This is a genomic window from Streptomyces sp. NPDC005266, from assembly GCF_040607655.1.
Taxonomy (GTDB): Bacteria; Actinomycetota; Actinomycetes; order Streptomycetales; family Streptomycetaceae; genus Streptomyces.
The window spans coordinates 308137-334323 of record NZ_JBEXHC010000004.1; the positions used below are offsets into that span (position 1 = coordinate 308137).

The window sequence follows — 26187 nt, forward strand, 5'->3', positions numbered from 1 at the left end:
CACGGGTCGCACCCGGCGCCCGTTCGCTCACCCGCCGTGGCCGCGGAGCGGTCAGATCCGGGTGCGCAGCCGGATGCACGTACCGTCCGCGTCGGCCTGCATCTGCACGACATCGCACAGCATCCGCACGCCCCACAGCCCGAACGCGGGCTCGGAGTCGGCCGGCGCGGAGAAGCCCCACAGCGAGTCGGGGTACCAGTGGCCCGGTCCGCTGATCTCGCTGACCAGATCGCCGTCCTGGGCCCAGACGCTCAGCCGTGACGGCGCCCCGCCGTGCCGGATGGCGGTGGTGGCCACTTCCGCCACGGCGGCCACCACATCGCGCAGCGCGTCATGGCCCACGCCCCAGCGGCTTCCCCGCTCGGCCACGAAGGTGCGCACGGCATCCAGACCGGCCGTGGTGATCGGCAGGGATTCGGCCGTGCGCGGGGCGGCCGGGAGGGGGCGCCGGTCGCAGGTGGCGCTGAACGGGCCGGGAGCGGTGTAGGCGTCGCTCGTCTCCGGGCCCCGGCCGTCGATGATCTCGGGGTGGTTCCGGCGCGCGTGGTCGAGGATCTCGGGGTGCAGCAGACGCCGGTCGTAACAGCAGATCGCGCGGGCGCCGGAGTAGGCGAAGGCGGCATTGACGATGGACTCGTACCGCGCCCACTCCAGGACCTCCAGCGGAGTGCGCCCCTGCCACACCGGCTCGGCGATGACCCGGACCCGGCGCGGCGCCTCGGCCCTCACAAAGGAGTCGTACGCGGCGATGGTCCGGACCGGATGCTGGTACCAGTTGAGCGCCTCCTCGAACTGCACCGACGCGGCGTCCGGCCCGAGGGCGTCCCGCAGGGCGGTGATGTTGGACGTGGCGGCCACGACGGCCACGGCGTCGTCGGCCTCCAGGCCCTCGCGCAGGAAGGGGACGCAGACATCGACCACCTCGGCCTCGTCGCGGTAGAGGAAACCACGGTGCACCATGGCCTCACGGCGGTCCGCGACGGAGCTGGTCGGGCTGGTCATAGGGCCTTCCTCGGGTTGGGCCGGTGCATCACACAGGTGGGCCGTCAGCGGAAATCCGGACGGGTACAGCCCGCAGTCTGCCACTCCTGGCGCCCGGCGCGCAGCCGGATCGCCCCCTGTCGACGCCCTCCTGACGGTGCCTTAGCATTTTCACCGTGACAAAGGTGAAGAGCGTCAACGCGAACGGACTTGATTTCGGCTATTTCGAAGCGGGCCCGGCGGACGCGCCATTGGCGCTCTGCCTGCACGGCTTCCCCGACACCGCTCACGGCTGGCGCCATCTGCTGCCCGCACTCGCGGACGCCGGTTACCACGCCGTCGCCCCCTTTATGCGGGGCTACGCACCCACCGGCATACCGTCCGACGGCGCCTATCAGGCGGGCGCGATCGCCGCCGATGCCAACGCGCTGCACGAGGCGCTCGGCGGCGACGGCGACGCCGTGCTCATCGGGCACGACTGGGGCGCCATCGCCGCGTACGGTGCCACCGGCCATGCCCCCGAGCGCTGGCGGAAGGCGGTCACGATGTCCGTGCCTCCGCTGGGCGGGGTGCTGGCCGACTTCTTCCACTACGACTACGGGCAGTTCAAGCGCTCCTTCTACATCTTCCTGTTCCAGACGCCGCTGGCCGAGGCGGGCGCGGCGGCGCACGACATGGCCCTCATCGACGGGCTGTGGCGCGACTGGTCGCCCGGCTACCACGATGCCGCCGAGGACATCGAGCACGTCAAGGAGAGCCTGCGCGACCCGGCCAATCTGGCCGCCGCGATAGGCTATTACCGGGCCCTGTTCGACCCGTCCCGCCATGTCGAGGCATACGCGGCCGAGCAGGCGGCCACCACCGCGAGCGGTCGGACGCCCACCCTGTATCTGCACGGCACCGCCGATGGCTGCATCGGCGCCGACGTCGTGCGGGGCGCGAAGGACCACCTCCCCGCGGGCTCCCGGATGCAACTGGTCGACGGCGCCGGGCACTTCCTGCACCTGGAGCGGCCCGAGCAGATCAACCGTGAGGTCGTGGCGTGGCTCGCCGAGTGAGGGTGAAGCTCGGCACGTAGCGCGGCGCGCGGCGGGGGCGGTGGCTGTGGCCGACTCCACCGGTGTTGCCTGCCCGGAGTGGGCCGCAGCCACTTCTAGACCGCCGCTATACCGCCGCTGAGCTGCCCTCCTTGATGCTGAACGCGTCGCTACAGCCGCCCGCTGGGGATGTGTCTGGAGAGGGCCCGTGAACGTCGACCAGCAGCACCAGCTTCACACCGAGGACCAAGCCCTGTACGCGTGGAGCACCTTCCAGGTCTCCGGCGGAGAGGAAGGCTCCGGCCCGAGCGGCACCTGTCGGGCCGAGCGGACCGCGCGCGCCTGCCTCGAAGCGGCGCTGCGGGCCGCGGCCGCCCACTCCGACGTGTACTCCTGGGGGCAGCTCAGCCGGGTGTCCGCGGACATCGATCTGCCGTTCCACCAGTGGTCCAAGGACCCGGTCGCGTGGGCCGAACCGGGGCCGCGAAGAACGGTCACCTGGCGTCCCGGTCCGGCACCGCGTCCGCGGTGAACCCGGCCGAAAGCGGTGAGGCGAGGCAGTGCGAGGGGCAGGGGAATTTCGGATGATGAGCAGCGGGCCCGGTCTCGGGCTCAGGACACGGAAATGGCAGCCGTCCGACCACGGTCGCTATCCGGCCTCCGAGGCGAATCCGGCCAGGGTCTACAACTATCTCGTCGGTGGTAAGGACAATTACCTCGCCGATTACGAGGAGGCCCAGCGATTTCTCCGCGTCGCCCCCGAGCTTCGGGACACGGCGCTGTCCAATCGGAGATTTCTTCACCGTGCTGTGCGTCATCTCGCCGCTTCCGGGATCAGTCAATTCCTGGATATCGGCGCGGGCTTGCCGGCCAGCCCGAATGTGCATGAGATGGCCCAGGCGTTGAATCCACGGGCCCGCGTGGTCTACGTGGACAACGATTCCATCGTGGCCAGCCATGGACAGGCCCGGCTCGCCGGCCGCGGCACCACGATGATCAGCGGCGATCTGCGCTCGCCCGGGGCGATCCTGGCCCATGACGAGCTGCGCCGGCTGCTCGACCCCCGGCAGCCGGTCGCCATCGCGCTGACCTTCGTGCTCGACTACATCGAGGACGAGGACGACCCGGTCGGCCTCATCGGCCGGCTCATGGACTGGGCCGCGCCGGGCAGCTGTCTGATCCTCTCCCATGCCACCGGTGATTTCACCGAGGACACCGAGCGGGACTGCGACGTCCTCCGCTTTGCCCACCCGGTCGCCGTGGTCGCGCGCGACGGCCAGGGGATCGGGAAGTTCTTCACCGGCCTCGACCTCCTCGCCCCGGGGCTGGTGCAGCTGCCCGCATGGCGTCCGGGTATCGGCGCCGAGTCCGACCCGCGCCGGGTGTGGGCCTACGGCGGGGTGGCCCGCAAACCGTGACGTCGGCGAAGTCTCGGACGCCTAGGGAACTCGTGGGCCGGCTCAAGAGCGGGCACGGGCTGGGCCACGGCCACGCCAGCGCACTGGTGGCGCACACCCTCGCCGAAGACGGCGGCACGTAAGCCCGACCCCCGGCCCCGCGTCAGTGGGGGCCGGGGCCGATCTGCATCGTCATACAGGCGGGGAAGAGCCCGCTCCAGGTGTGTCCCCGCCAGCTCTCGTACGTCCCGGGCCGCTGCCACACGGGCAGCGCCTGGTCCATATGGGCCCGCCCCTCGGGGAACTTCCCCAACTCCATGTAGGTGATGCCGATTTCGTACAAGGCGAAGCCCTCATGGTGGATGTTGCCGGTCCGGCGGGCGTGCTCCAGGCTCTCCCGGAAGCAGCTCAGGGCGGTCTCCGGGTGGCCGAGACCGCGATGCGCCCGGCCGAGGTTGCCGAGGCCGACCACCTCGGCCGTGAGATCGCCGGTCTCCCGGGCGAGCGCCAGCTGACGTTCCTGGACGGCGATGGCCTCGTCGTAGACCCCGAGTTCGGCCAGCGCGTCCGCGAGGTTGCGCAGGGAGTGCTGTTCGCCTTCGCGATGGCCCAGCGAGCGCCAGATCTCCACCGCCGACCGAAGGGCGGACCGTACGTCGTCATAGCTGTGCTGCAGCCAGTACGCACCCGCGAGCCCGTCCAGCGCCCATGCCTCGTTCTCCGGGTCGCCCAGCCGGCGGGCGGCCCGGATGGCCAGCTCATTGACCGTCTGGAGGTCCTGGGCGTGGGCCCGCGGATACAGAAACCACTGCAGTGCCCGCGTCAGACCCATCCCGAGGCGCACCAGGGGCTCGGGCTGGGCCGGGTCCACGGCGTGGGCCACGGCGGCCAGCAGATTGGGGAGCTCGGTCTTCAGCCACGCCTCGGCCTCGGCGCGGTTCCGGAGCGGGACCACGCGGCCCTCGACGGGCTGCCGCGGCCAGGGCCGGATCGGGTCGAGCAGGGTCACCGCGTTCTGGGTGGTGGCCACATAGCAGGACAGCGCCCGCTCCAGCGCAGCCGTGCGGTCGGCCTCGGACTCCTCCCGCTCCGCCTGCTCGGAGGCGAACAGCCGCAGCAGATCGTGCATGTGATAACGGACGGAGTCGGGGCACTCCAGAAGCTGTGCGTCGACCAGCCGTTCCAGCGCGTTCTCGGTGCGGTCGGCGGACAGATCCAGCAGCGCGGCGGCCACCGGCAGGCTCACATCCGGTCCGTGTACGGCGCTGAGCAGCCGGAAGGCGCGGACCGCGTCATGGTCGTCGGAGCGCCGGCCGAGCCGGAAGCCGTCGTAGCTCACCTGGAAGCTGGTGCGAACGGCCAGGTCGCCGAAGCGCAGCTCGTCGAGCCGGCCGCGGGCGTCGGTCAGTTTGGCCACCAGTGTGCGCAGCGGCCAGGCCGGGCGGGCGGCCAGCCGGGCGCCGGCGATCCGCAGTGCCAGCGGCAGCCCGCCGCACAGCCGGGTGATCTCCTCGGCCTCCGCGCGCTCGGCCCGCACCCGCTCCGCGCCGACGATCCGCTCCAGCAGTGCGACGGCCTGGTCGCGGGGGAGGACGTCCAGATGGAGATGGGTGGCGCCTTCGAGGGTGGTGAGCATCTCGCGGCTGGTGACCAGCGCGGCGCAGCCCGGCCCCGCGGGCAGCAGCGGCCGTACCTGGTCCACACCGGCCGCGTTGTCCAGGATGACCAGCAGTCGCCGGCCCGCCACGAGCGAGCGGAACTGGGCCGACGCCTCGTCCGTGCCGCTGGGCACGCTCGATCCGTCCACGCCGAGGGCGCGGAGAAACCGGCTCAGCACCTCACCGGGGGCGAGGGCCGACAACCCTTGGGTGGCGCCGTGCAGATCGACGTAGAGCTGACCGTCGGGGAAGCGGTCGGCGAGGTGGTGGGCCGCGTGGATGGCCAGGGTCGACTTGCCGACTCCGCCGGTGCCGTCGATGGCCGCGATCACCATGGGCCGCCCGCCCGGGCCGGGTCCCGCATCGTCGTCCGCGTATGGCTCCAGCAGCGCCTCGATCACGGCGACTTCGCCATGGCGGCCGGTGAACGCGGGGCTGGCGGGCGGCAGCTGACGCGGGCCCCTGACGGCGGGCCGGGGAGCGGCGGCGGGCACGGACCGGTTCGGCCCGGGGCTCGGCGCCGCCAGCAGGGAGGCGTCGGCGCTGAGGATCCGCTGCTGGAGTTCTCGCAGCGGCGGCGTCGGCTCGACGCCGAGTTCCTCGCCCAGCAGCCGGTGCAGATCGCGGTAGGCGGCCAGCGCGTCGGCCTGCCGGCCGGAGCGGTACAGGGCCAGCATCAGCCGGCCGCGCAGCCCCTCCCGGAAGGGGTGCTCGGCCGTGAGCACCTCGAGCTCGCCGAGGACGGCCGCGTGCCGGCCGCAGCGCAGGTCCGCCTCGATCCGGGCGTCCAGGGCCTGGAGCCGGAAGTCTTCCAGCCGCGTGGTCTCCGCCTCCACGGACGGGGTCGGCGGCACATCGGTGAACGGGCCGCCCCGCCACATCGCCAGGCCCTCGCGCAGCCGCTCCGCGGCGGCCTCGGGGGCCTCCCGGTCGAGCCCGCGCCGCCCCTCCTCGACGAGCTGCTCGAAGCGGTGTGCGTCGAACTCGGCCGTCTCCACGGCGAGTCGGTAGCCGTATGCCTTATAGCCCTGCTTGTCGGTGATCAGGAGCCGCCCGGACTCGTCGCCCAGGCTCTGGCGGAGCCGGGAGACATAGGTCTGCAGCAGCTTGGCCGCGCTCTGGGGCCTCTGCTCTTCGCCCCAGAGCTCGTCCAGGAGGCGTTCGGTGGTCACCGTCCGGTTGGCGTGGCACAGCAGCACGGCGAGCAGCATCCGCCACTTGGCCGGGCCGAGGGAGATCCATCTGTCGCCGTCCCACAGCTCAAGCGCCCCAAGGACCCGGTATCGCACCCGTCGCCTCTCATCGGATCGTCAACTGACCACGTTGGCAACGGTTATACCGGAGACCCCGTCAGACGGGCCGGTCGCCCTCGATGGCGACGCGCTCGGCCACCCTGCGGTGCGGGGCGTAGTCGCCCACCGCGTAGTGCTGGGTGGCCCGGTTGTCCCAGAACGCCACGTCACCCGGATGCCAGCGGAAACGCACCTGGTACTCGGGGACATGCGCCTGGCGGCACAGAAAGCTCAGCAGCCGGTCGCTCTCCGCCCGCTCCATCCCCGTGATCCGGGTGGTGAAGGAGGTGTTGACGAACAGCAGCCGCCGACCGGTCTCCGGATGGACGCGGACGACCGGGTGCTCCACGGGCGGGAACATCTCCTGGAACGGGGCGAGCCGCTCCGGTCCGTAGAAGCGGGCGAAGCCGGGGATGAAGTCGTGCACGGCCGTGGCGCCCTCGATGCGGTCCTTCACCTCCGTCGGCAGATTGTCGTACGCGGCGGCCATGTCGGCCCACATGGTGTCCCCGCCGATGGGCGGGACCTCGTGCAGCTGGAGCACGGCGCCGAGCGCGGGCCGCTCGCGGAAGGTGACATCGGCGTGCCAGACGTTCTCGAAGGTCGGGGTGGCTCCGGCGCTCTTGTCGAAGCGGACGACGTCCTCACTGGAGCCCGTGGCGAGGAGGGGGTTGGTCTCCAGCTCTCCCCAGTGGCGGGCGAAGCCGCGCTGTTGTGCCGAGGTGAGGTGCTGGCCGCGGAAGAAGAGCACCTTCCACTCCAGCAGGGCGCGGTTGAGCTCCTCGCGCAGCGCGGGCTCGAGCGGCCGGGAGAGATCGACGCCCCGTATCTCGGCGCCGATGACGCGCCCTTGCGGTACCACCTCGAACCGCTCGTACGGACGCTCCTCCCACCCCTCGGGCAGGCGCCGCAGCTCGCGCGGTCCCTCGTACATGCCGTCCGGTGGGATCCGTGCCGCACGCAGGACGGACGGCTGGGTGTCGGCAACGGTCATGGCGGTCATGGCGGTTCTCCTCATACGTGATGCGGTGACAGGAGGCAGGCGGGAAAGGTGAGTCATGCCTTCGCGCCACGGGAGACCACGGTGAACCGTCCGGGTCGTCGCGATATCCGGATCGTGCGGGGAATGACCGGGTGACCGCGGGGAATGACCGGGTGACCGGCGTGGCCTGGGTGGCGCGGGGCAGTGGCCGTGTGGCGCGAAGTGGGGGCTAGAGCCCCGAGCGCTCACACCCGGTCCGGTCCGGGGCGCTCAGATGTCCCGTCATGGTGAACCGGCGCATGGTCATGGGGCAATTCTGGAATCTCCCCGGCCACACTGTCAACGGCGGGGCGTAAGCTGCGTCCACCGAACTCGCCTATTACGTACGGGGATCAAATGGACACGTACCGGGCCGAAGCGGAGCGGGCGGACATTGCTCGGGTGGATCCGGAACGGGTGCGGGCCTGGGTCGAGGGCTGGGTCATCTCGCGTCTGGCATCGCCACCGGTGGAGGAGGAGTGGGGGTTCAGCTTCGATGTGGGAATGTCCCGCCAGGTGACCCGCCATGTGCTGCCCGAGGCCGACGAGGCGCTGGTCCGCAAGCTCACGGAGACCTTCACGGCGCCCGGCACCTGGCTCAAGGTGATGCTGCCAAGGGAGACCGTGAGGCCCTGGATGGCCGCCGGCTGGGACTTCGACGACCCCGGGTTCTTGATGTCGACGGCCGTGCGCCCGGTGTCCGCGCCGGTGCCCGACGGCTATCGGCTGCGCACCTGGACGCGTGGTGGCCTCACCCGCGCACTGGTGGTCACCGCCGACGGCACCTTCGCCGCCCGTGGTCAGGTGGCGATCCCGCCGGGGACGCGGACCGCCGTCGTCGACCAGGTCGAGACCGCGGTGAACCAGCGCCGTAAGGGCCTGGGCAGTCTTGTCATGCGCACCCTGGCGAACGCGGGGGCCGAGGCGGGGGCCGAGGCCGCGGTGCTCGGGGCGACGCCGGAGGGACGGGCGCTGTACGAGTCGCTGGGCTGGCGCACCGAGTCCCCGCTGACCGGCCTCGTCCGCAACCCCTCGGCCGTCCCCGCGGTCTGACGCAGCGCCACCCCCGACCCACGCGGGCTCGCGTCGCCTCGCGCCGGACGGCGGTGGCCGATCCGCGCCGACCGGCAGGATCTACGCGCCGAGCGCGCCGCGGGCGCGCTCGACCAGGGCCCGGCCGGCCGGACCGCTCGGGCCGTCCGCCCGCCAGGCGAAGGCCAGCCGCCCGCGCAGCGCCGGCCGGTTGATGGCGATCGTCCGCAGCCGCTCCGACCGCGCCTCGGCGAACGAGCGCGGCAGAATCGCCGCCCCCAGGCCGCGCTCGGCCAGCTGGGCGAGCACCTCGGGGTCGCTGGCCTCGAAGGCGATGTGCGGGGTGAAACCGGCGGCCGCGCACGCCTCGTCGATCCGGGTGCGCAGCCCCGTGCCAGGGGGCAGGCTGATCAGCGCGCGGCCGCGCAGGGTGTCCAGTGAGATGACGGAGTGGACGGCGAGCTCGTGGTCATGGCTGACCGCGGCCACGATCGGCTGGTCCGTGAGCACCTCCAGGGCGATCCCGGGCGGTGTCGTGGCGCCCACGCTGACGATGGCGGCGTCGAGGCGTCCCGTCCGCAGCCCCTCGATGAGCTCGTGGGAGGTGGCCTCGGTCAGGGTGATCTCGACCGCCGGATGGGTGTCGTGGAACTCCGCCAGCAGCCCCGGCAGATCGACGCTGTGCGAGGTCACGGTCCCGACCGCGACATGTCCCCGGAGGAGCCCGGTCAGCTCGTCGACCGCGTGCCGGGCGCCCTCCACCGCGGCGAGCGCGGCACGTGCGTAGGGGAGGACGGCCGCGCCCACCTCCGTCAGCCGCACCGAGCGGCCCGAGCGGTCCAGCAGTTCCTGGCCGAGCTCACGCTCCAGCCGGCGGATCTGTGCGCTGACCCCGGGCTGGGCCACATGCAGCTTCTCCGCGGCCCGGGTGAAGTTGCGCTCCTCGGCCACCGCCACGAAGTAGCCGAGCTGATGCAGTTCCATAAGCGTTCATTCTAGCAACGAGACTTGTCATCTCTTGGACTTCTGGCTCGCGCGGCCGCAGAGTGGGGACCAGGAGAAAGGAGTCGATCATGACTGAGACCCGCGCCCGCGCCACCACCCCCGAGGAACTGGCCCGGCTGTTCGTGGAGCGGGCCAACGCCCGGGACGCCGAGGGGCTGGCCGAGCTCTACGCACCCGATGCGGTGCTCGCCTATCCGCCGGGGTCCTCGACGGTGGGCCGTGAGGCCATCCGCGCCGTATGCGAGCGGATGCTCGAGCACGCGACCGCGCCCTTCCAGGTGGAGGAGGCGCTGCCGACCGTCCACTACGGGGACCTGGCCCTCACCTCGACCCGTGCCGCCGACAACACCGGCGGCCGGGTGCAGGTCGCGCGGCGTCAGCCGGACGGCACCTGGCTGCGCATCATGGACCGCCCCGAGATCCGCCCCGCGGCCGGAGCCGAGTGAGATGACCGTCCTCATCGCCGGGGCCGGGATCGGCGGGCTGACCGCCGCGCTGAGCCTGCACGCCGCGGGCATCGACGCCACCGTCGTCGACAGCGCCCGGGAGATCCGGCCGCTCGGCGTCGGTATCAATCTGCTGCCGCACGCCGTCCGTGAGCTCATCGAGCTCGGCCTCGGCGATGACCTCGCCGCCATCGGCGTGGCCACCGCCGAGAACGTGTACGCCGACCGATACGGCCACCGGCTCTTCGCCGAGCCGCGCGGAGTCGCCCAGGGCTATCGCTGGCCGCAGTACTCGGTCCACCGGGGGGAGCTGCAACTGCTGCTGCTCGCGGCGGTCCACAAGCGGCTGGGCGCGGATGCGGTGCGGACCGGCGCGCGCGTGGTGGACTTCCGGCAGTCCGCCGGGCGGGACACGGTCCGCACCCGGATCCTCGACCGTGCGACGGGGACGGCCGAGGAGACGGAGGCCGAGGCGCTGATCGGCGCCGACGGGCTGCACTCCGCGGTGCGCGCCCGGCTGTGCCCGGACGGCGGTCCGCTGCTGTGGTCCGGCATCCGGATGTGGCGCGGTACGACAGAGGCCGAGCGGTTTTTGACCGGCCGCTCGATGGCGATCGTGCGCGACGGGGATGCCGAACTGGTCGCGTATCCGATCGGCCGCGGCCGGATCAACTGGGTCTGCCAGGTGAGGGTGGCGGAGCCCGGCCCGCTGGGCGGGGACGCGGGGTGGAACCGCGCCGCCCGGCTCGCCGACGTGCTGCCGTACTACGAGGACTGGCGGCTCGGCTGGCTCGATGTGCCGGGCCTGCTCAGGAACAGCGGCGAAATCCTCGTCTACCCGATGGTCGACCGGGAGCCGCTGCCGTCCTGGGGGAGCGGCCGGGTGACGCTGCTCGGCGACGCCGCGCATCCGATGTATCCGGTGGGCGCCAACGGCGCCTCCCAGGCCATCGTGGACGCCCGTGTCCTCGCCTGTGAACTCGCGAGAGCGGACAACGTACCGGCCGGGCTGGCCCGTTACGAGGCCGAGCGCCGCGAGGCGACCGCGGCCGTCGTACGGGCGAACCGGGCGATGCACCGGGACGGCGGGCGCACCGCGCGGGAGCTCGCCCGGGTCACCGACGCCTACCGGCAGGCCACGGGGAGCGATGCGCGGGCGCTCAACACCCGCGCTTCCCTGACCCCTTGGTGAGCTGGGCCGCGGCCGCCGCCAACCCGCCCTCACCCCTTCGCCGGACACCCGCGTTGGCGACCGTCTGTACGCGATCATCCAGAAGATCGTGATCCCGGCGATCGCCTCACCGGTCGTGGCCTGGGGCCGCTCACAGCGGGCCCGACAAGGTGGCCACGGTCACGGCGGTGCTGTGTTTCGCCGCGTGTCCGGCGATCGCCGCCTACGGGATCGAGCTGATCATCCCCGGCTGAACCCGGCTGAACCTGGCTGAACTCGACTGAACCCGGCACCCTTCCGGGGTTCGTCCCGCACCGGCACCGGGCTGGGAGAATAGAGGCCCATGCCGAGCACCGCCGTACCCCGCGGTGCCCCTCGCGAAGCGGAGACCACGCCCGGTGTCATCCACCCCCGAAGCCCCGTCCACCCCCTCGGGCCGCCTCGAACTGCAGGCCGACTGCGCCGGCTGCTTCGGGCTGTGCTGTGTCGCGCTGCCCTTCGCGGCGTCGGCGGACTTCGCGACGACCAAGGACGCGGGGGAGCCCTGCCGCAATCTGCGGACCGACTTCCGTTGTGGCATCCACTCCCGGCTGCGGGAGAAGGGCTTCTCCGGCTGTACGGTCTTCGACTGTTTCGGTGCCGGACAGAAGGTCTCCCAGCACACCTTCGAGGGCCGTGACTGGCGGCAGCACCCGGAGACCGCCTCGGAGATGTTCGCGGTGTTCCCCGTCATGCGGCAGCTCCATGAGCTCCTGTGGTACCTCACCGAGGCGCTGACTCTCCCGCCGGCCCGCCCCCTCCACGGCGAGCTGCGCCACGCCCTGTACGAGACGGAGCGCCTCACCCGCGGCGCCGCCCCGGACCTCAGGGAACTGGACGTGGCGGCCCACCGCGCAGAGGTGAGCCGGCTGCTGTTGCGGACGAGCGAGCTGGTGCGGGCCAGGATCCCGGGCAGGAAGAAGAACCGCAGAGGCGCCGATCTCATCGGGGCCCGCCTCCGGGGCGCCGATCTGCGCGGCGCCAACCTCCGTGGGGCCTATCTCATCGCGGCCGACCTGGGGCGGGCCGATCTGACCGCGGCGGATCTGATCGGGGCCGATCTGCGCGACGCCGATCTGCGCGGGGCCGATCTCACGGATGCCCTCTTCCTCACCCAGGCCCAGCTCAACGCGGGCAGGGGCGACGCCGCCACCAGACTGCCCTCGGCGCTCACACGCCCCGCGCACTGGTAGCTCCCGGGCCTCCCGGCCGGCTACCACCCCGTTGCGGAAACACCGGCCCCCACCGGCACGTATGCCATCCTTGCGCCATGTCCGACACCCCCGACGCGCCCGTGATCCTGAGCGATGAGCCCGGATCGTTTTCCCGGAGTGTGCTGGCCGAGCGGCATCCGGCGCTGATCGAGAAGGTGCGCGACGCCTTTCCGTACGGCCCCGGACAGCACCGTGCGCTCGACGCCCTGCGCGACAACACGGCCGAGGGTGTCATCACACCGCTTCCACCCTCCGCGTACGATCACGACTGCTGGCAGGAGTGGGGCCGGGGATACTTCGGCCGTTCCTGGTACGAGGTGCCCTTCCTCTGGGCCGAGAGCTACTTCTACCGCCAACTCCTCGAAGCGGTCGGCTACTTCACGGACGGCCCCTGGCGGGGCATCGATCCCTTCCGGCCCTTCAAACACGCCGAGCTGCGCACCCCGGAGGCCGACGCGGAACTCGCCGCGCTCGACGACATCCTGCGGCTGCCCGTCGAGGAACAGGCGAGCGCGCTGGTGCACGGCTCGCTCTGGGGCAACCGCGCGGACCTCGGCTTCCGCATCAGCGCCGAGGGCACCGAAGCCGGTGGCGGACAGGCGCCGCCGCTGCTCGCCGACGACACGGAGGCGCTGTGGCCGCTGCTGCCCGTCGGCGCACCGGCCACGCTGTGCCTGGTCGCGGACAACGCCGGGCGCGAGCTGATCCCCGATCTCGTCCTCATCGACCACGTACTGCGCCACCGGCGCGCCGAGCGGGCCGTTCTGCAGGTCAAGCCGTATCCGTACTACGTATCGGACGCCACCACCGCGGATGTCGTCGACTCCCTTGGCCGGCTGGTCCGTGCGCGGGGAGCCGCGGCCGAGGCCGGCGAACGGCTGTGGGCGGCCATGCGCGACGGCCGTCTCACCGTCCGGGCCCACGACTTCTTCCGCGCCCCGCTGCCGTACACCGAGATGCCCGGCGAACTGCGGGGCGAGTTCGCCGACGCCACCCTCACCGTGATGAAGGGCGATCTGAACTACCGGCGCCTGGTGGGCGACCGGATGTGGCCCCCGACCACCTCCTTCGCGGCCCGCACCGGGTACTTCCCCGGCCCGGTGGCCGCGCTGCGCACCCTCAAGTCGGATGTGATCGTCGGTCTCGACGAGCGCACCGTGGCCGCGCTGAACGCTCAGGAGACCAACTGGCGTACCAGCGGCACCCATGCGCTGATCCAGGTACGGCGCTGAGACGGCGCCGGGGGAGGGGCCGGGGGCAGGGCAGGTCAGAAGACGCGGATGCCCACCGAGTAGGCCGTGATGGTGGCCGGGTCGGACACATGGTGGTCCTTGGAGGCCGCGCCGAAGCTCGGCGTCTGGGTGGTGGTCGGCTCCAGCTTCCAGAGCAGATTGCCCGAGCCGCGGTAGTGCACGTCCGCGCCGCCTCCCGTCAGCGCGTAGCCCGGGGTCACGGACGCCACGGCGGCGGGGTGCGGGGACTGACCGGAATCGGCCCTGGTGAAGCTGTTCGACACGACCCCGACCCGCAAGAAGCGGCGCAGCGCGATCGCGAACACCCGGATATTGGCAGGGTCCGGGACGAGATGGTCCTTCGACCGCGCCTTCCAGGACGTCTCGGTGGCGGGGAAGGAGGCGGTGGCGAGATTGCCCGACCCGTGCCAGTCCACCCGGAACCCGCCACCGACCAGCACATACTCGTCCGACGACGGAATGCCGGCCTCGGCCTCCGGGTGCGGGGCCAGGCCGCTGTCCGCGCGCGAGACATAGACCGACCGCAGCAGCTCCTCCCGGCTGATCCCGGCGATCTTCAGCCCGATGACATACGAGACCAGCTCATGGGCCTGCGCGTCGACGTGGTCCTTCGAGCTGACCGTCCAGCCGGACAGGTCGTCCGTCGGATACGACGCGGTCAGCAGCGCGCCCTGGGGGTACTCGACAGCCGTGGCACCGCCGCCGATGGCGATCATGTCCCCGTCGCCGACGAGCACGGTCTCATCGATCCAGTGCTGCTGGGGCGGGCTTCCGCGGTGCGAGAACACCGAGACGGTCACCAGGCCGGATGCGTCACGGAAGGTGTTGAGCCGTGTCCCCACGGAACTCAGTACGCGTCTCGACCGCGCCCCGCCGGGGGTGGCGGCGGCCGTGCCGCCACCCCCGGCGCCCACCGCGGCCGCCCCCGCCATGGCCGTCGCGGCCCGCAGCATGTCCCTTCGGCTTCGCGCCATGTCCGTGAACCCGCCTCTCTCATCGCATCCCTGACGTGGTGTCAGGATCAGGAGCAAGCTAGCCGGGTCACCGAAGACACGGATATTCCCTGAAATGACGGATTGACAGCGCGGCCGAGTGCGGTGTCGGGGTGTGCTCGCCGGGGAATTCGGCCCCCACCTGGAAGAAACCCGTCCGGGCCCGGCGCCCTGCCGGGTGCCGGGGCCCGTTCCGGGGGCCATGGCCGAGGGGCAAGGTCCGCAGATCGTCCTGTTCGCCCCCATGGAGGACACGCCCGTCGGCCAATCTCGGGCGGATGGTTGCGCGATGCATCCAGCTACGCCCCGCCCCCCCCCGCGTACGCGCCGGTGTCCGCCGTAAACGCGGCCGACGGGAAGCCGGCGCCTGGCCCAGAATCCAGGGATGACATCGCTGCCCCCGTGCCCGACGGCCGGCTTCTCGCTCAAGCCCGTGCTCCCCGGCGAGAAGGTCGTGCTGCGCCCCTTCACCGCGGACGACGCGCCGGCCATGGCCCGGATTCTGGACGACGCCGAGGTCCGTACGTTCACCGGGAGCAGCGGCTCGTTCGACGAGGCGCGGCCGCGCTCGTGGTACGGCAGCCGCAAGGATCAGGACGACCGCCTCGATCTCGCTGTCGTCGACCGGGCCAGTGGCGCGCTGGTGGGTGAGGTCGTGCTCCACGAATGGGACGAGCCCAACCAGAACTGCGCCTTCCGTACGCTGATCGGCGCGGCGGGCCGGGGGCGCGGGCTCGGCACCGAGGCGGTCCGGCTGATCGTCGGCCATGGCTTCGAACGGCTCGGCCTGCACCGCATCTCGCTGGGTGTCTACGCCTTCAACCCCCGGGCCCGCCGGGTGTACGAGAAGGTCGGCTTCGTGGCGGAGGGCACGGAGCGTGAGGCGCTGCTGCACGAGGGCGAGTGGATCGACGCCGTACGGATGTCCCTGCTGAAACGGGAGTGGGCGGCCCACCGCGGCCACCCGGGGCGATGATCGGCGCGGTCCCCGTCGGCCATGATGGACCATGCGTTCCGTCCCCCTGCCCGGAGAAGTGAGGTCCGTGATGGCACCCCCTCGTCAGCTCGCCGATCTGCCGTACGCGAGCCACCTGCGGCCGTTCGACGGCACCACGGCCGACGGGGGCGACTACGACACCGTCCATGTCGACGGCGGTGACATCGACGAGGCCGATGGCCGCAACGCCCGGTTCATCGAGTCCGCGTTCTCCTCGGTGACCTTCACCGGAGGGCGCTACCGCGGTGCCCGCTTCAACGATGTGTGGCTGGACGGCGTGCGATGGGTCGGCACCGACCTGGCGGACACCGACTGGCTGGACGGCGAGCTCATCGGCTGTGTGCTGGCCGGGCTGGAGATGTTCACCGCGCGGCTGCACCGGGTGACTTTCCATCGCTGCAAGTTCGAGTCGGTGAACGCGCGCGCCGCGAAGCTGAGGGGCGTCAGCTTCGTGGACTGCCTGCTGCGCGATGTCGACTTCAGCGGTGCCGCGCTGACCGACGTCACGTTTCCCGGCTCGGCGCTGGAGGGTGTGCGGTTCGGCAAGGCGCGGATGGCGAAGGTGGATCTGCGGGACGCCACCCGGCTGGAGATCAGCGACGGACATGACGCGCTGCGCGGCGCCACCATCACCGGCGGGCAGTTGATGGAGCTCGCTCCGATGTTCGCCGACGCCCTGGGCATCACGGTGCGGGACCGTGGAACCGGCAGGTGAGCTCGCAACGTCCCACCGGCACGGCGGCAAGCGCCGGGCAACGGAGGGCCGCGCCCCTCGGCTACGGCACGAGCCAGGGCTCCTGCGGCAGCGGGCTTCCGGTCTCGATGAGTGACTTCAGGTTGGACAGCACCGCCGCCCAGCCACTGGCCGCCGCGGTCCGCTCGGCCTCGTCGGCCAAATTCTCGTGGATCACGGTGAGCCGGACGATCCCACCGTGCGGCTGGATGTCGAAGGTGACCCGGGAGGGGCCGTCGGCGGGCTCCTCGCCGGGCGCGGCCCAGGTGGTCACCAGCCGCGTCGGTGGAACACTCTCCACCACCGTGCCGACCACATCGGCCACGCCGGAGCCGTCCGTCCGCCGATGCTCCCAGGCGGAGCCGGTCTGCCAGTCCGACACGTTGCTGTGGCCCCAGTAAGCGGCCGTGAGATCGGCGTCGGTCAGCGCGTGCCAGACCTTCTCCGGGGTGGATTCGATATAGATGACGTACACGAATGACGGCTTGTCGGCCATGGCTTCCTCTGCTTGACGTTTCACCGAGCTCAGCGCGCGCAACCGCGGGCGCTCGAACTTGTCGATCCAGCGTTCCTGGACCTCGTGGAGGGGGACGGGATTGAGGTAATGGAGTTTTTCGCGGCCCCGCCGCACCGTGGTGACCAGATTGGCGTCCTCGAGGACGGCCAGATGCTGAGTCGCGGACTGGCGGGTCATCTCCAGGCGGCGGCACAGCTCACCCAGCGACTGCCCGTTGTGCTCATGCAGCCTGTCGAGCAGATACCGCCGGGTCTGGTCAGCCAGCGCCTTGAAGACCTTGTCCATCTCTGAGCTCACGCCATACGTTATGCAGGCAATTACCTGCATGTCAATCGAGCCGATGAACCATGTCTCCCGCGATGCCCGTCAGCGCCGCCGGATCGCGCCCCGGATGAAGCCCGCCTGCCCGGCGTGCTGCAGATCGTCCGCGATGACGCTCACCAGCCGGACGCCGAGGGTCACCGGCGGGGTCCACGCCTCGTCCACGACCCGGTCGAGATCGGCGTTTCTGAGCCCCCGCACGTACTGGACCGTTCGCTCGTGCACGGCGTCGTAGTACCCGGTGAGCAGATCGGCGTCCACCCGCACCGCCGCCACGTCCTTGCTCCGGTGCCCATAGCCGGTGGCCGCCGGGGGAAACGGCAGTCCGAACCGGTCGTACCATCCCTCGGCGGTCCACAGCTGCTCGGTGCCCGCGGCGTCGGCGATGTGGTCGTCCTGGACGCGGGTCAGGTGCCACACCAGCCAGGCGATGGAATTCGCGCCGCTGTCGAGCCGTACGGCCAGTTCGTCCGTGGTGAGCCCGTCCACGGCCGAGTGCACCGCCTCGGACACCCGCTCGAACGCGTCGGCCAGCAGATCCCCGCTGTTCATGCGCCGCTCCCTCGCTCGTCGTTCCCGGCCATGGTTTCACCCTGGGGCCGGGGGTGCGCGCCGCCAACTTCTCCGCTCGTTCCGTGACCGCTCCAGCGAATCCGATGCTCGCCGACATCCTCGACCGGCAGGCCACCGCGGCCGAACCCGAGCAACTCCTGGCCACCATGGCCGGCTTCGGGCTGTACGCGCCGGTGGCCGCCAACGGCTCGGCGGTCGCGGGGGCTCATCCTCAGCTGGTCCACCCATCCAGCGGCGGTGGCCCTGCGGGACGCGGTGCGCGACCGGCTGCTGAACTACGCTCCCTCGGTTCTTGCGGGCACAGGGAAGTTGATGTCTCTTTCGGTCACTGAGTCACCGCTGTGCACTCCACGCTAGGTGCGCACCAGGGAAGTCCAGCCGTATACTGAAGACGCGCTATGGACAGAAACGGACACGCCGATGTCGCCGAGGTTCCGTTCCGGCCCTCCATGGGAGCCCCGCCGGGAGCGGCGGTCCTGGACTTCCCGAGCCTGTTCGCTCGCGCGCGGGGCCATGACCTCGACGTCTACTCCCCGGCGCGGCTCACCTTCCACCAGCTGATCACCGTGCGCTCCGGGGTGCTGCGCTGCTCGGTGGACTTCACCGAGCACGAGCTGACCGAGGGGAGCTGGATGTGGGTGCGCCCCGGGCAGGTCCACCAGTTCCGTTCCGACCTCACCGCCGCCGAGGGCACCGTCGTGCTCTTCCCGCCCGGCTATCTGGGCACCGCCACCACCGCGGCCGCCCGGCTGAACCGGCACACCCGGCAGGCCCCGCTGCTCCCCGAGGGCGCAGCCGCCCAGGCCGTACGCGGCGTCCTGGACCTGCTGGAGAGCGAGTACCGGGCGACGACCGGGCCGCTGGAGGCGCAGATCGAGACGGTCCGCCATCTGGTCGCCGTGCTCGTGCTGCGCCTGGCCCATTTGCCGGGCGCCCAGGGCGGCGACGCGGCGGGCGGCGAGGCGTTCCGCCGCTTCCAGCGTGCGGTGGAGCGCGGCTTCACCCGTACGCACCGGGTTGAGGACTACGCAGCGCAACTGGGCTACAGCGTCCGCACCCTCACCCGCGCGACCCGCGCCACCGCCGGATGCGGCGCCAAGCGCTTCATCGACGACCGGGTGCTGCTGGAGGCCAAGCGGCTGTTGGTGCACACCGAACTGTCCGCCACGGCCATCGGCGAGCGGCTCGGCTTCCCCGACGCCACGGTGTTCACCAAGTTCTTCCGGCGCCGGTCCGGCGAGACTCCGGCCGGTTTCCGCACCCGCGCCTCGGGCTCCCGGCCCTGACCCGCCCCCTGGCCCCGTTTCCTTGACGCACCACGTGTCCGTCCGGCAGGAACCGGACGGACACGGGCGCGGTGATGTGCGGGGGCTCAGTCCGTCGCGAGGGCGGGGTCGCTCACGCCCGCCCGGCCGGTTTCCACATGGCCGGCCAGCCGCCGCAGGAAGCCGCTGTCGTGGTCGGAGACCACCGACAGGTCGTACCAGCGGTGGCTCTTCTCCGGATCCGCGGTGTGCACGGCGCGCTCGCCCGGCTTCAGCCGGTAGCTCGCCGTCTTCTCCTGGTGGTAGCCGTCCGTGACGGTGAACCGGACCGTTGTGCCGCCCTCGTTGGTGAGGGTCAGCCTGATCTGCCCGGTCTTCCGCTCATGACGGGCGCTCACCTGGAGCCCCTTGCCGTCGGCGTGGCCCGTGAACCGGCGCAGGAAACCGGCCGGTCCGTGCACCTCGATGTCGTACCGGCCGTGGTCCTGCGCGGACCGGGGCCAGCTTCCGGACAGCTGCTTGCCCGCCTCCACCGTGTACCCCCACGGCCCGCCGGTGTGCGTGGCGGAGGTGACGTGGAAGTGCGCCCCGGCCTCGCCGAGATTGCCGAAGCCGATCCGCAGGGTGCCGTCGGCGGCGGTCGTGGCGTCGGCGGACAGGTCGTACGGAAGCGGCCTGGCGCGGCGCGACCCGGGCTCCTGCCGGGGCAGGGAGGGCTTCGCCGGGGGCGTCGGCACATAGTCGGGGTGGCGGTCGTGGTCCTTCGGCCGATAGCCGCTGGTGCCAGGAAGGGACGGGACGCGGGCGTCGGTCCGTGCGAAATCGAAGGCCGCGGTCAGATCGCCGCACACCGCGCGCCGCCACGGCGAGATGTTCGGCTCCTCCACACCGAACCGCCGCTCCATCAGCCGCAGGATCGAGGTGTGGTCGAGCGTCTGGGAGCACACCCAGCCGCCCTTGCTCCACGGGGACACCACGAGCATCGGCACCCGCTGCCCCAGCCCGTAGGGGCCGGCCGGTTGCGAGGACGAGCCGGGGAACAGCTCCCCGGTGGTTTCCACGGTCGAGCCGCCCCGCTCCGCCGAGGGCGCGTACGGCGGCACGACGTGGTCGAAGAAGCCGTCGTTCTCGTCGTAGGTGATGAGCAGCGCGGTCCTGCTCCACACCTCCGGGTTCGAGGTGAGCGCGTCGAGCACCTGGGCGATGTACCAAGCGCCGTAGTTCGCAGGCCAGTTGGGGTGCTCGGTGAAGGCTTCCGGCGCCGCGATCCAGGACACCTGCGGCAGCTTCCCGGCCTTCACGTCCGCCCGCAGGATGTCGAAGAAGCCGTCACCCCTCTTGGCGTCGGTGCCGGTGCGGGCCTTGTCGTAGAGCGGGTCGCCCGGCTTGGCGTCGCGGTACTGGTTGAAGTACAGCAGCGAGTTGTCGCCGTAGTTGCCGCGGTAGGCGTCCTCGATCCAGCCCCAGCCACCGGCGGCGTCGAGACCGTCACCGATGTCCTGGTAGATCTTCCAGGAGATCCCGGCCTTCTCCAGCCGCTCGGGGTAGGTGGTCCATCCGTAGCCGGCCTCGGCGTTGTCGAGGACGGGGCCGCCGCCCTTGCCGTCGTTTCCCGTGTAACCGGACCACATGTAGTAGCGGTTCGGGTCCGTGTTGCCGAGGAACGAGCAGTGGTAGGCGTCGCAGATGGTGAACGCGTCGGCCAGCGCGTAGTGGAACGGAATGTCCTCCCGGGTCAAGTACGCCATCGTGGTGGCCGTCTTGGCGGGGACCCACTTGTCGTACGCACCCTCGTTGAGGGCGGCGTGTCCGCCCTTCCAGTCGTGGTTGAGGTCCTGGAGGAACTGCAGCCCCAGGTCGTTCACCTCGGGGCGGAACGGCAGCACGTCCTTCGTGCCGTCGGACTGATACCACACCGGCTTGCCACTGGGCAGCCGCACCGGTCGCGGATCGCCGAATCCCCGCACTCCGCGCAGGGTGCCGAAATAGTGATCGAACGAACGGTTCTCCTGCATCAGGACCACGATGTGCTCGATGTCCCGCAGGCTTCCGGTCCGACGGTTCGCCGGAATCTCCGCGGCGCGCGCGATGCTGGCGGACAGTAGGGACATGGCGGTGGTGGTGCCGGCCAGTTGCATAAAACGTCGACGGTCCATGGCGGTCATGACAGGTCCGGTCTCCTGTGGCGTCCGAAGGCGTGCGGGAACCGGGGCAGTCTCCTTGGCCTGGCCGCACCGCACAACGGCCGATGGGAGAAACGGCGGAAAAGCCTCCGTAAACCTTGGTCACCGCGCCCCGCCGCAGACCATAGCCCGCGACCGGGCGGTGGGCGTCACCGCAGGTGGGGACGTACGTTGGGGAATGTGCACGGCGACGCGCTGACGCTGTTCCTGTGCGGCGATGTGATGCTCGACCGCGGTGTCGACCAGATCCTGCCGCACCCCGGCGACCCGGAGCTGCGGGAGCCGTACATCCGCGACTCCCGGGCCTATGTCGAGCTGGCCGAGGAGGTGAACGGCCCCATTCCGCGGCCGGTGGACTTCTCCTGGCCCTGGGGCGACGCCCTGTCGGTCCTGGACGAGACCGCGCCCGACGTCCGGCTGGTGAACCTGGAGACCAGCATCACGGCGAGTGGCGAATTCGCCCCCGGCAAGGACGTCCACTACCGGATGAGCCCGGACAACCTCCCCTCCCTGACCGTGGCCCGGCCCGATGTCTGCGCTCTGGCGAACAACCATGTGCTGGACGGCGGCCGGAGCGGACTCCACGAAACACTCGACACCCTGGCCGCCGCCGGGCTCCGGGCGGCGGGAGCGGGCCCAGACGTTGCCGCCGCGCGGCGCCCCGCCATCGTCCCGACCGGTGAGGACCGGCGCGTCCTGGTCTTCTCCTGCGGGGCGGCCTCCAGTGGCATCCCGGGCCGCTGGGCCGCGACCGGCGGCCGGTCCGGGGTCGACTACATCGCCGAGCTGTCGGACGCCTGCGCGGTAGCGATCGCCGGCCGGGTACGGCAGATCAAGCGGCCGGGCGATGTCGCCGTCGTCTCGATCCACTGGGGCGGCAACTGGGGATACGCGGTCTCCGCGGACCAGATCGGCTTCGCCCACGCCCTGATCGACGGCGGCGTCGACATCATCCACGGTCACTCCTCGCACCACCCTCGCCCCGCCGAGGTGTACCGCGGCAAGCTGATCCTCTACGGCTGCGGCGACCTCATCGACGACTACGAGGGCATCGGCGGCTATGAGCAGTACCGGGACGACCTGCGGCTTCTCTACTTCGTGACGGTGGACCCGGACACCGGACGACTCACCGACGTCCGCATGGTGCCGTTGCAGTCGCGGCGGCTGCGGCTGCGGCACGCCGGCCACCAGGACGCCGCATGGCTCGGCGAAACCCTCGACCGGGCCGGCTCCCGCCTCGGCTCTCACGTCGATGTCCAGCCCGACGACGTGCTCACCCTGCGGCACGGGTGAGGGGCGGATACGGCCCCGGGACACGTCAGATGATCTTCGAGCGCACCAGCGTGCCCAACACCAGCGCGCCCGGGATCAGCGGGAGCCACACCGTGATGAAGCGGTAGGCGAGCACCGTGGAGGTGGCGGATTCGACCGGGGCCCCGGCCGCGACGAGCGCGATGACCAGCGCCGCGTCGACCGAGCCGATGCCGCCGGGGGAGGGGACCACGGCGGCCACCGCCGTGGCGGCCAGATACGCGAGCATGACATGCGGCGGCTGCACCTCGAGCTCCAGTGCGAGGGCGACCGCCACCAGACCCGCCGCCTGCAGCAGGGGGAACGCCAGCGAGCCGCCCCACAGCGCGAGCGCCCGGGACGGCCGCAGATGGAGGGAGCGGGCGTCGGCCAGCGCGGTCCGCACAAAGGTGCGGACGATCCTGCGCACCGGGCGAATCGCCAACGCCGCCGGCACCAGCCCGCAGACCACGGCCACCACCTCCGCCACCACCACCGCTGTGCCGTCCCGCTCCGGGAGCAGTGGGCCGAGGCGCAGCGCCTCGGGGAAGGCCACCAGCAGGACGGCCAGCAGCCCGATCCGGGCGATGGCCTCCGCGAGAAAGTACAGGGCGAGCGCGGCCGAGGAGCGGGTGGCCGGCAGACCGCAGCCCGTCATGAAGCGGATGTTGACCGCGCTCGCGCCGATCCCCGACGGCAGGAGATGGTTGGCGGCGCCCGCGGCGAACTGGGTGACGAACAGCCGCCCCGCCGGAAGCCGTTCCAGCACCGTGCCCTGCCGCGCGAAGGACACCGCGACCCAGCCGAGCCCGGTTGTCGCCACCGCCATGAGCAGCCAGTACGGATTCGCCGTCACCATCTGCCGGGCGCCGGAGCCGATCAGCGAGCGGTGCCGGCACACCCATACGCCGACAACGACCAGCGGCAGCAGACACAGGATCGGGCGCACCGGAATCCGGCGGTACACGGGCGGGCGCGCGGGTCGCTCCATGGCTACGGCGTCGCTTTCGGGATCGGTCCGGACATGCCTGTTCCCGGGATCCGCGACGGACGCGGCTCCGTGCGCCGCGGCCGCGCCGCGTCGCCGCGCAGCGGAAGCGCCAGCAGCAGCCCGAGACAGATCCATACGTACGCGTTGCTGCCGAGGAAGCCGCTCAGCCCGGTGAAGTCGAAGCGCCACAGCCACACCACGCTGCTGCACAGGATCAGGTAGATCGCGGCGGACGCGCGCAGCAGGAGCCGGCGGCGGGCCGGCGGCGCGCCCGGCCGCAGTGCGGTGTCCGCGAGCACCGTCAGGGCCGGTATCAGCCAGACCAGATGGTGCACCCAGGTGATCGGGCTGATGAGGCAGGCGGCGATGCCGCTCAGGGCGAACCCCGCCACCTCGTCCCCGACGGCCGCCGCGCTGCGCACCCGGCGGGCCCATACGGCCAGGATGGCGAGGACACCGGCCGCCCACACCGCCCCGCTCGGCTGCACCGGTTCGAGCAGCCGGGCCAGCACCCCGTCCCAGGACTGGTTCGAGACATACGAGAGCACCCCGATCCGGTCGGTGTCCCACAGAGCCTCGGTCCAGTAGACCCGGGAGGCGCCCGGGGCCACCCCGGCGGCCAGCAGCGTGGCGGCCACCGCCGTGCCCGTGGCCACACCGGCGGCCCGCCACCGCCGCGTGACCAGCAGATAGACGATGAAGATGGCAGGGGTGAGCTTGATCGCGGCGGCGAGCCCGATTCCGCAGCCGGCGAACCTGCCACGCCCCGTGGACAGCAGCCACGCGTCCGAGAACACGAGGACCAGCAGCAGCAGATTGACCTGTCCGAAGCTGAAGGTGTCCCGGACCGGCTCCAGCAGGGCGAACAGGCACCCCGCCACGAGAAAGGCGAACCACGGGTGCCAGCCCTGTCGGCGGGCGATCGGGCCGATCAGCCAGCACAGCAGGGTGGCCGAGGCGGCCACATTGAGCAGCATGCTGATGGTGATCGCGCCCGGCCAGCTCACCAGGGCCATCGGCAGCATGCACAGGGCGGCGAAGGGCGGATAGGTGAATCCGTACTCGGTCCCGTCCGCCCCGGGGATGGTGAAGTCGTAGATCCGGCCGTCGCGCAGCCAGTGGCCCACGGCGCCGTAGTAGACGTTCAGATCGAACCAGTGCCGGTGCAGCGGAACGGTGATCAGGAAGAGCGCCGAGGCCCCGGTGAGAGCGAGCGCCAGCAGCAGCCGTCCACGCGTCGTGGTGGGCCCCGTCATGCCGAACGCTCCGGCAGCCGGCCGCCCCGCGCGCCGGACAGTCCGGCCGCGGTGGCGAAGCCCGGGGTGCGCCGTGCGCACCACAGCGCACACAGCGCCAGCGCGCCCCCGCACACCGCGAACGTCAGCTGTCGCGAATCCGGGGCGAACCCGCTGGGCAGTACGGCCAGGGCCAGCACCCCGCTCGCCGCCGCGACCGCGTTGCGCACCGCCCCGCTCGGCGCCGCCGCCGCGATGAGGAACATCCCCCACAGCACATACCAGGGCCGGATCGCGGGGCCCAGCACCGCCACCGCCATCAGACTCAGCCCCAGGGCGTACAGCGGGCGGCGCCGAGGCGGACGCAGCCAGGCGGCCGAGATGATGACGGCGGTCGCCACCAGCCCCAGCGCATGCCACGCCGGGGTGGCCAGCGGAGCCAGACCGCTGCCGACGGCATCCAGCACGGCGCCGGTGGCCCGGCCGAGGGCGCTGGTCAGCGCCCAGTTGTCGGGCGAGGCCGGGGTGGACAGGGCGGTGACCCAGCCGTACCCGGTACCGGTGGCGGCCGTTGCCACGCCCGTGGTGACCAGCGCCAGTGCGAGGGTGGCCGGCACGGCCCCGGCCCGCCGCCTACGGCCCTCCACCTGGCGCGCCCAGAGCGAGGCGACCGCCAGCAGCCCCAGCGCCGCGGGTGCCTTGACCAGGGCGGCGAGCGTCACCAGCACCGCACCGCACGCGGGCCACCGGCCCGTCGCGGCTACCAGACCGGCGCCGAGCAGTCCGAGCATGATGGCGTCGTTGTGCGCCCCGCCCACCAAGTGCAGCAGCAACAGCGGGTTGAGCCCGCCGAGCCACAGCGCGGCGCCCGGATCGGTGCCGCAGCGCCGCGCGAGAACGGGGAGGGCCAGCACCATCACCGCCACCCCGAGCAGGGCGAGCAGCCGCAACCCCAGCACCCCGAGGGACACTTCGGCGCGCGCGGCATGCGCGATCGCGCTCTCGAAGGCCAGGGACACCGGTCCGTAGGGCGTCGGGGTGTGCTGCCATCCCGGCGCCACCTCGGCCGCCAGGGGGCCACCGAGCCGTACGGGGCCATGCGTATAGACGTCGATCCGCGCGTGCACCATGGCGCCCTGCGCGAGATAGCTGTACACGTCCCGGCTGAACAGCGGGGGCGCGGGCAGCAGCGGAGCCGCCCAGGTGGCGAGCGTCAGCAGCAGGCTGCGCCGGCCGGGCGGCTCCGGGCCGCGCACTGCGCGCCCCAGCCACCACCACGCCGCCACCAGCAGAACCAGTCCGAAGTAGGTGCTGACCAACCCGAGCGCCGCTCTCCCGGAGTCCGGGGTGAGGGCATCCCCCACGGGCAGCGCTCCAGCCGTCGCTCCGCCCGCCGCCAGGGCCACCGAGCCCGCGAGCCCGAGCAGCCGACAGTGGTGTGGAGCGACGGCGACACCTTGGACGAGAAGACGACGGACCAGCACCTGGCCAGACTCGCCGTGACGCATGGCCGAAAATTGACGCCACGGTCACCGGCGGCTGGC

The 26187-nt window shown here is 71.8% G+C and carries 24 protein-coding genes; 13 read left to right on the forward strand and 11 right to left on the reverse strand.

Going from position 1 to position 26187, the window contains the following annotated elements; genetic code table 11:
* Positions 1-51 precede the first annotated feature (51 nt).
* Positions 52-1002, reverse strand: coding sequence for an MEDS domain-containing protein (locus tag ABZU99_RS10290; RefSeq protein ID WP_356045125.1), 951 nt, complete (start codon positions 1000-1002; stop codon positions 52-54).
* A 155-nt stretch (positions 1003-1157) separates the two neighbouring features.
* Here ABZU99_RS10290 and ABZU99_RS10295 point away from each other — a divergent pair, with 155 nt between their 5' ends.
* The 4 genes from ABZU99_RS10295 (at position 1158) to ABZU99_RS10310 (ending at position 3558) form a co-directional block, all read left to right on the forward strand.
* Positions 1158-2039, forward strand: coding sequence for an alpha/beta hydrolase (locus ABZU99_RS10295; protein WP_355949963.1), 882 nt, complete (start codon positions 1158-1160; stop codon positions 2037-2039).
* Positions 2040-2226: 187 nt separating this feature from the next.
* Entirely contained in the window at positions 2227-2550 is a 324-nt protein-coding gene (locus tag ABZU99_RS10300; RefSeq protein ID WP_355949960.1) for a hypothetical protein, read from the forward strand.
* 55 nt (positions 2551-2605) lie between these two features.
* Complete coding sequence (locus tag ABZU99_RS10305; protein ID WP_356227780.1) at positions 2606-3436, forward strand: SAM-dependent methyltransferase; 831 nt, start codon at positions 2606-2608, stop codon at positions 3434-3436.
* The gene (locus ABZU99_RS10310) at positions 3361-3558 is read left to right on the forward strand and encodes a DUF4287 domain-containing protein (RefSeq protein WP_355949955.1); all 198 of its coding nucleotides are present in this window, start codon (positions 3361-3363) and stop codon (positions 3556-3558) included. The genes ABZU99_RS10305 and ABZU99_RS10310 overlap by 76 nt, the downstream gene beginning before the upstream one ends.
* A 20-nt stretch (positions 3559-3578) precedes the next feature.
* Here the strand turns inward: ABZU99_RS10310 and ABZU99_RS10315 are convergent, their stop codons facing one another.
* Both ABZU99_RS10315 and ABZU99_RS10320 read right to left on the reverse strand, forming a co-directional pair.
* Positions 3579-6362: a BTAD domain-containing putative transcriptional regulator gene (locus ABZU99_RS10315; protein ID WP_356045131.1), complete on the reverse strand. Its 2784-nt coding sequence runs from the start codon at positions 6360-6362 to the stop codon at positions 3579-3581.
* 61 nt (positions 6363-6423) lie between these two features.
* Positions 6424-7359 (reverse strand): TauD/TfdA family dioxygenase, encoded by a 936-nt coding sequence (locus ABZU99_RS10320; RefSeq protein WP_356045280.1) that lies wholly within the window; start codon positions 7357-7359, stop codon positions 6424-6426.
* A gap of 384 nt (positions 7360-7743) precedes the next feature.
* Here ABZU99_RS10320 and ABZU99_RS10325 point away from each other — a divergent pair, with 384 nt between their 5' ends.
* Entirely contained in the window at positions 7744-8439 is a 696-nt protein-coding gene (locus tag ABZU99_RS10325; protein ID WP_356045134.1) for a GNAT family N-acetyltransferase, read from the forward strand.
* An 81-nt stretch (positions 8440-8520) separates the two neighbouring features.
* On the opposite strand, the gene ABZU99_RS10330 is transcribed toward ABZU99_RS10325, so the two are convergent.
* Positions 8521-9402 carry a LysR family transcriptional regulator gene (locus ABZU99_RS10330; RefSeq protein WP_355949947.1) on the reverse strand — a complete coding sequence of 294 codons (882 nt, stop codon included), beginning with the start codon at positions 9400-9402 and terminating at the stop codon, positions 8521-8523.
* Between the two features lie 89 nt (positions 9403-9491).
* Between ABZU99_RS10330 and ABZU99_RS10335 the strand changes: the two genes are divergently transcribed.
* The 4 genes from ABZU99_RS10335 (at position 9492) to ABZU99_RS10350 (ending at position 13525) form a co-directional block, all read left to right on the forward strand.
* Complete coding sequence (locus ABZU99_RS10335) at positions 9492-9869, forward strand: SgcJ/EcaC family oxidoreductase (RefSeq protein WP_355949945.1); 378 nt, start codon at positions 9492-9494, stop codon at positions 9867-9869.
* Between the two features lies 1 nt (position 9870).
* Positions 9871-11061: a flavin-dependent oxidoreductase gene (locus ABZU99_RS10340; RefSeq protein WP_355949943.1), complete on the forward strand. Its 1191-nt coding sequence runs from the start codon at positions 9871-9873 to the stop codon at positions 11059-11061.
* Positions 11062-11438: 377 nt separating this feature from the next.
* Positions 11439-12272, forward strand: coding sequence for a pentapeptide repeat-containing protein (locus ABZU99_RS10345; protein WP_356045138.1), 834 nt, complete (start codon positions 11439-11441; stop codon positions 12270-12272).
* Positions 12273-12349: 77 nt separating this feature from the next.
* Entirely contained in the window at positions 12350-13525 is a 1176-nt protein-coding gene (locus ABZU99_RS10350) for a damage-control phosphatase ARMT1 family protein (RefSeq protein ID WP_356045141.1), read from the forward strand.
* Positions 13526-13560: 35 nt separating this feature from the next.
* Here the strand turns inward: ABZU99_RS10350 and ABZU99_RS10355 are convergent, their stop codons facing one another.
* A complete protein-coding gene (locus ABZU99_RS10355; RefSeq protein WP_356045142.1) occupies positions 13561-14520 on the reverse strand; it encodes a hypothetical protein in 960 nt (319 codons plus the stop codon).
* 403 nt (positions 14521-14923) lie between these two features.
* Between ABZU99_RS10355 and ABZU99_RS10360 the strand changes: the two genes are divergently transcribed.
* Complete coding sequence (locus ABZU99_RS10360) at positions 14924-15514, forward strand: GNAT family protein (RefSeq protein WP_356045145.1); 591 nt, start codon at positions 14924-14926, stop codon at positions 15512-15514.
* A gap of 70 nt (positions 15515-15584) precedes the next feature.
* A complete protein-coding gene (locus ABZU99_RS10365; protein WP_356045148.1) occupies positions 15585-16250 on the forward strand; it encodes a pentapeptide repeat-containing protein in 666 nt (221 codons plus the stop codon).
* A 61-nt stretch (positions 16251-16311) separates the two neighbouring features.
* Here the strand turns inward: ABZU99_RS10365 and ABZU99_RS10370 are convergent, their stop codons facing one another.
* Positions 16312-17070 (reverse strand): metalloregulator ArsR/SmtB family transcription factor, encoded by a 759-nt coding sequence (locus ABZU99_RS10370; RefSeq protein ID WP_355950014.1) that lies wholly within the window; start codon positions 17068-17070, stop codon positions 16312-16314.
* A gap of 81 nt (positions 17071-17151) precedes the next feature.
* Positions 17152-17658 (reverse strand): DUF664 domain-containing protein, encoded by a 507-nt coding sequence (locus ABZU99_RS10375; RefSeq protein ID WP_356045151.1) that lies wholly within the window; start codon positions 17656-17658, stop codon positions 17152-17154.
* A 419-nt stretch (positions 17659-18077) separates the two neighbouring features.
* Here ABZU99_RS10375 and ABZU99_RS10380 point away from each other — a divergent pair, with 419 nt between their 5' ends.
* Positions 18078-18965, forward strand: coding sequence for an AraC family transcriptional regulator (locus ABZU99_RS10380; protein WP_355949926.1), 888 nt, complete (start codon positions 18078-18080; stop codon positions 18963-18965).
* An 86-nt stretch (positions 18966-19051) separates the two neighbouring features.
* Here ABZU99_RS10380 and ABZU99_RS10385 read toward each other — a convergent pair whose 3' ends face one another.
* A complete protein-coding gene (locus ABZU99_RS10385; protein WP_356045154.1) occupies positions 19052-21109 on the reverse strand; it encodes a phosphocholine-specific phospholipase C in 2058 nt (685 codons plus the stop codon).
* Positions 21110-21307: 198 nt separating this feature from the next.
* Here ABZU99_RS10385 and ABZU99_RS10390 point away from each other — a divergent pair, with 198 nt between their 5' ends.
* Entirely contained in the window at positions 21308-22420 is a 1113-nt protein-coding gene (locus ABZU99_RS10390) for a CapA family protein (RefSeq protein ID WP_356045283.1), read from the forward strand.
* 25 nt (positions 22421-22445) lie between these two features.
* Here the strand turns inward: ABZU99_RS10390 and ABZU99_RS10395 are convergent, their stop codons facing one another.
* Genes ABZU99_RS10395 through mptB form a run of 3 tightly spaced genes read right to left on the reverse strand, consistent with a single transcriptional unit; the run spans position 22446 to position 26151 of the window.
* Complete coding sequence (locus ABZU99_RS10395; protein WP_356045157.1) at positions 22446-23408, reverse strand: lysylphosphatidylglycerol synthase transmembrane domain-containing protein; 963 nt, start codon at positions 23406-23408, stop codon at positions 22446-22448.
* Between the two features lie 2 nt (positions 23409-23410).
* Positions 23411-24664, reverse strand: a complete 1254-nt coding sequence (locus ABZU99_RS10400; protein ID WP_356045159.1) for a glycosyltransferase 87 family protein — start codon at positions 24662-24664, stop codon at positions 23411-23413.
* Positions 24661-26151: a polyprenol phosphomannose-dependent alpha 1,6 mannosyltransferase MptB gene (gene mptB, locus ABZU99_RS10405; RefSeq protein ID WP_356045161.1), complete on the reverse strand. Its 1491-nt coding sequence runs from the start codon at positions 26149-26151 to the stop codon at positions 24661-24663. The genes ABZU99_RS10400 and mptB overlap by 4 nt, the downstream gene beginning before the upstream one ends.
* Positions 26152-26187: the final 36 nt, after the last annotated feature.

Coding starts and splice junctions, on each gene's coding strand:
- ABZU99_RS10290 (WP_356045125.1), bottom strand. CDS start 1,002: ATGACCAGCCCGACCAGCTCCGTCGCGGACCGCCGTGAGGCCATGGTG.
- ABZU99_RS10305 (WP_356227780.1), top strand. CDS start 2,606: ATGAGCAGCGGGCCCGGTCTCGGGCTCAGGACACGGAAATGGCAGCCG.
- ABZU99_RS10310 (WP_355949955.1), top strand. CDS start 3,361: ATGGCGTCCGGGTATCGGCGCCGAGTCCGACCCGCGCCGGGTGTGGGC.
- ABZU99_RS10320 (WP_356045280.1), bottom strand. CDS start 7,359: ATGACCGTTGCCGACACCCAGCCGTCCGTCCTGCGTGCGGCACGGATC.
- ABZU99_RS10325 (WP_356045134.1), top strand. CDS start 7,744: ATGGACACGTACCGGGCCGAAGCGGAGCGGGCGGACATTGCTCGGGTG.
- ABZU99_RS10330 (WP_355949947.1), bottom strand. CDS start 9,402: ATGGAACTGCATCAGCTCGGCTACTTCGTGGCGGTGGCCGAGGAGCGC.
- ABZU99_RS10335 (WP_355949945.1), top strand. CDS start 9,492: ATGACTGAGACCCGCGCCCGCGCCACCACCCCCGAGGAACTGGCCCGG.
- ABZU99_RS10340 (WP_355949943.1), top strand. CDS start 9,871: ATGACCGTCCTCATCGCCGGGGCCGGGATCGGCGGGCTGACCGCCGCG.
- ABZU99_RS10350 (WP_356045141.1), top strand. CDS start 12,350: ATGTCCGACACCCCCGACGCGCCCGTGATCCTGAGCGATGAGCCCGGA.
- ABZU99_RS10355 (WP_356045142.1), bottom strand. CDS start 14,520: ATGGCGCGAAGCCGAAGGGACATGCTGCGGGCCGCGACGGCCATGGCG.
- ABZU99_RS10360 (WP_356045145.1), top strand. CDS start 14,924: ATGACATCGCTGCCCCCGTGCCCGACGGCCGGCTTCTCGCTCAAGCCC.
- ABZU99_RS10365 (WP_356045148.1), top strand. CDS start 15,585: ATGGCACCCCCTCGTCAGCTCGCCGATCTGCCGTACGCGAGCCACCTG.
- ABZU99_RS10370 (WP_355950014.1), bottom strand. CDS start 17,070: ATGGACAAGGTCTTCAAGGCGCTGGCTGACCAGACCCGGCGGTATCTG.
- ABZU99_RS10375 (WP_356045151.1), bottom strand. CDS start 17,658: ATGAACAGCGGGGATCTGCTGGCCGACGCGTTCGAGCGGGTGTCCGAG.
- ABZU99_RS10380 (WP_355949926.1), top strand. CDS start 18,078: ATGGACAGAAACGGACACGCCGATGTCGCCGAGGTTCCGTTCCGGCCC.
- ABZU99_RS10385 (WP_356045154.1), bottom strand. CDS start 21,109: ATGACCGCCATGGACCGTCGACGTTTTATGCAACTGGCCGGCACCACC.
- ABZU99_RS10395 (WP_356045157.1), bottom strand. CDS start 23,408: ATGGAGCGACCCGCGCGCCCGCCCGTGTACCGCCGGATTCCGGTGCGC.
- ABZU99_RS10400 (WP_356045159.1), bottom strand. CDS start 24,664: ATGACGGGGCCCACCACGACGCGTGGACGGCTGCTGCTGGCGCTCGCT.
- mptB (WP_356045161.1), bottom strand. CDS start 26,151: ATGCGTCACGGCGAGTCTGGCCAGGTGCTGGTCCGTCGTCTTCTCGTC.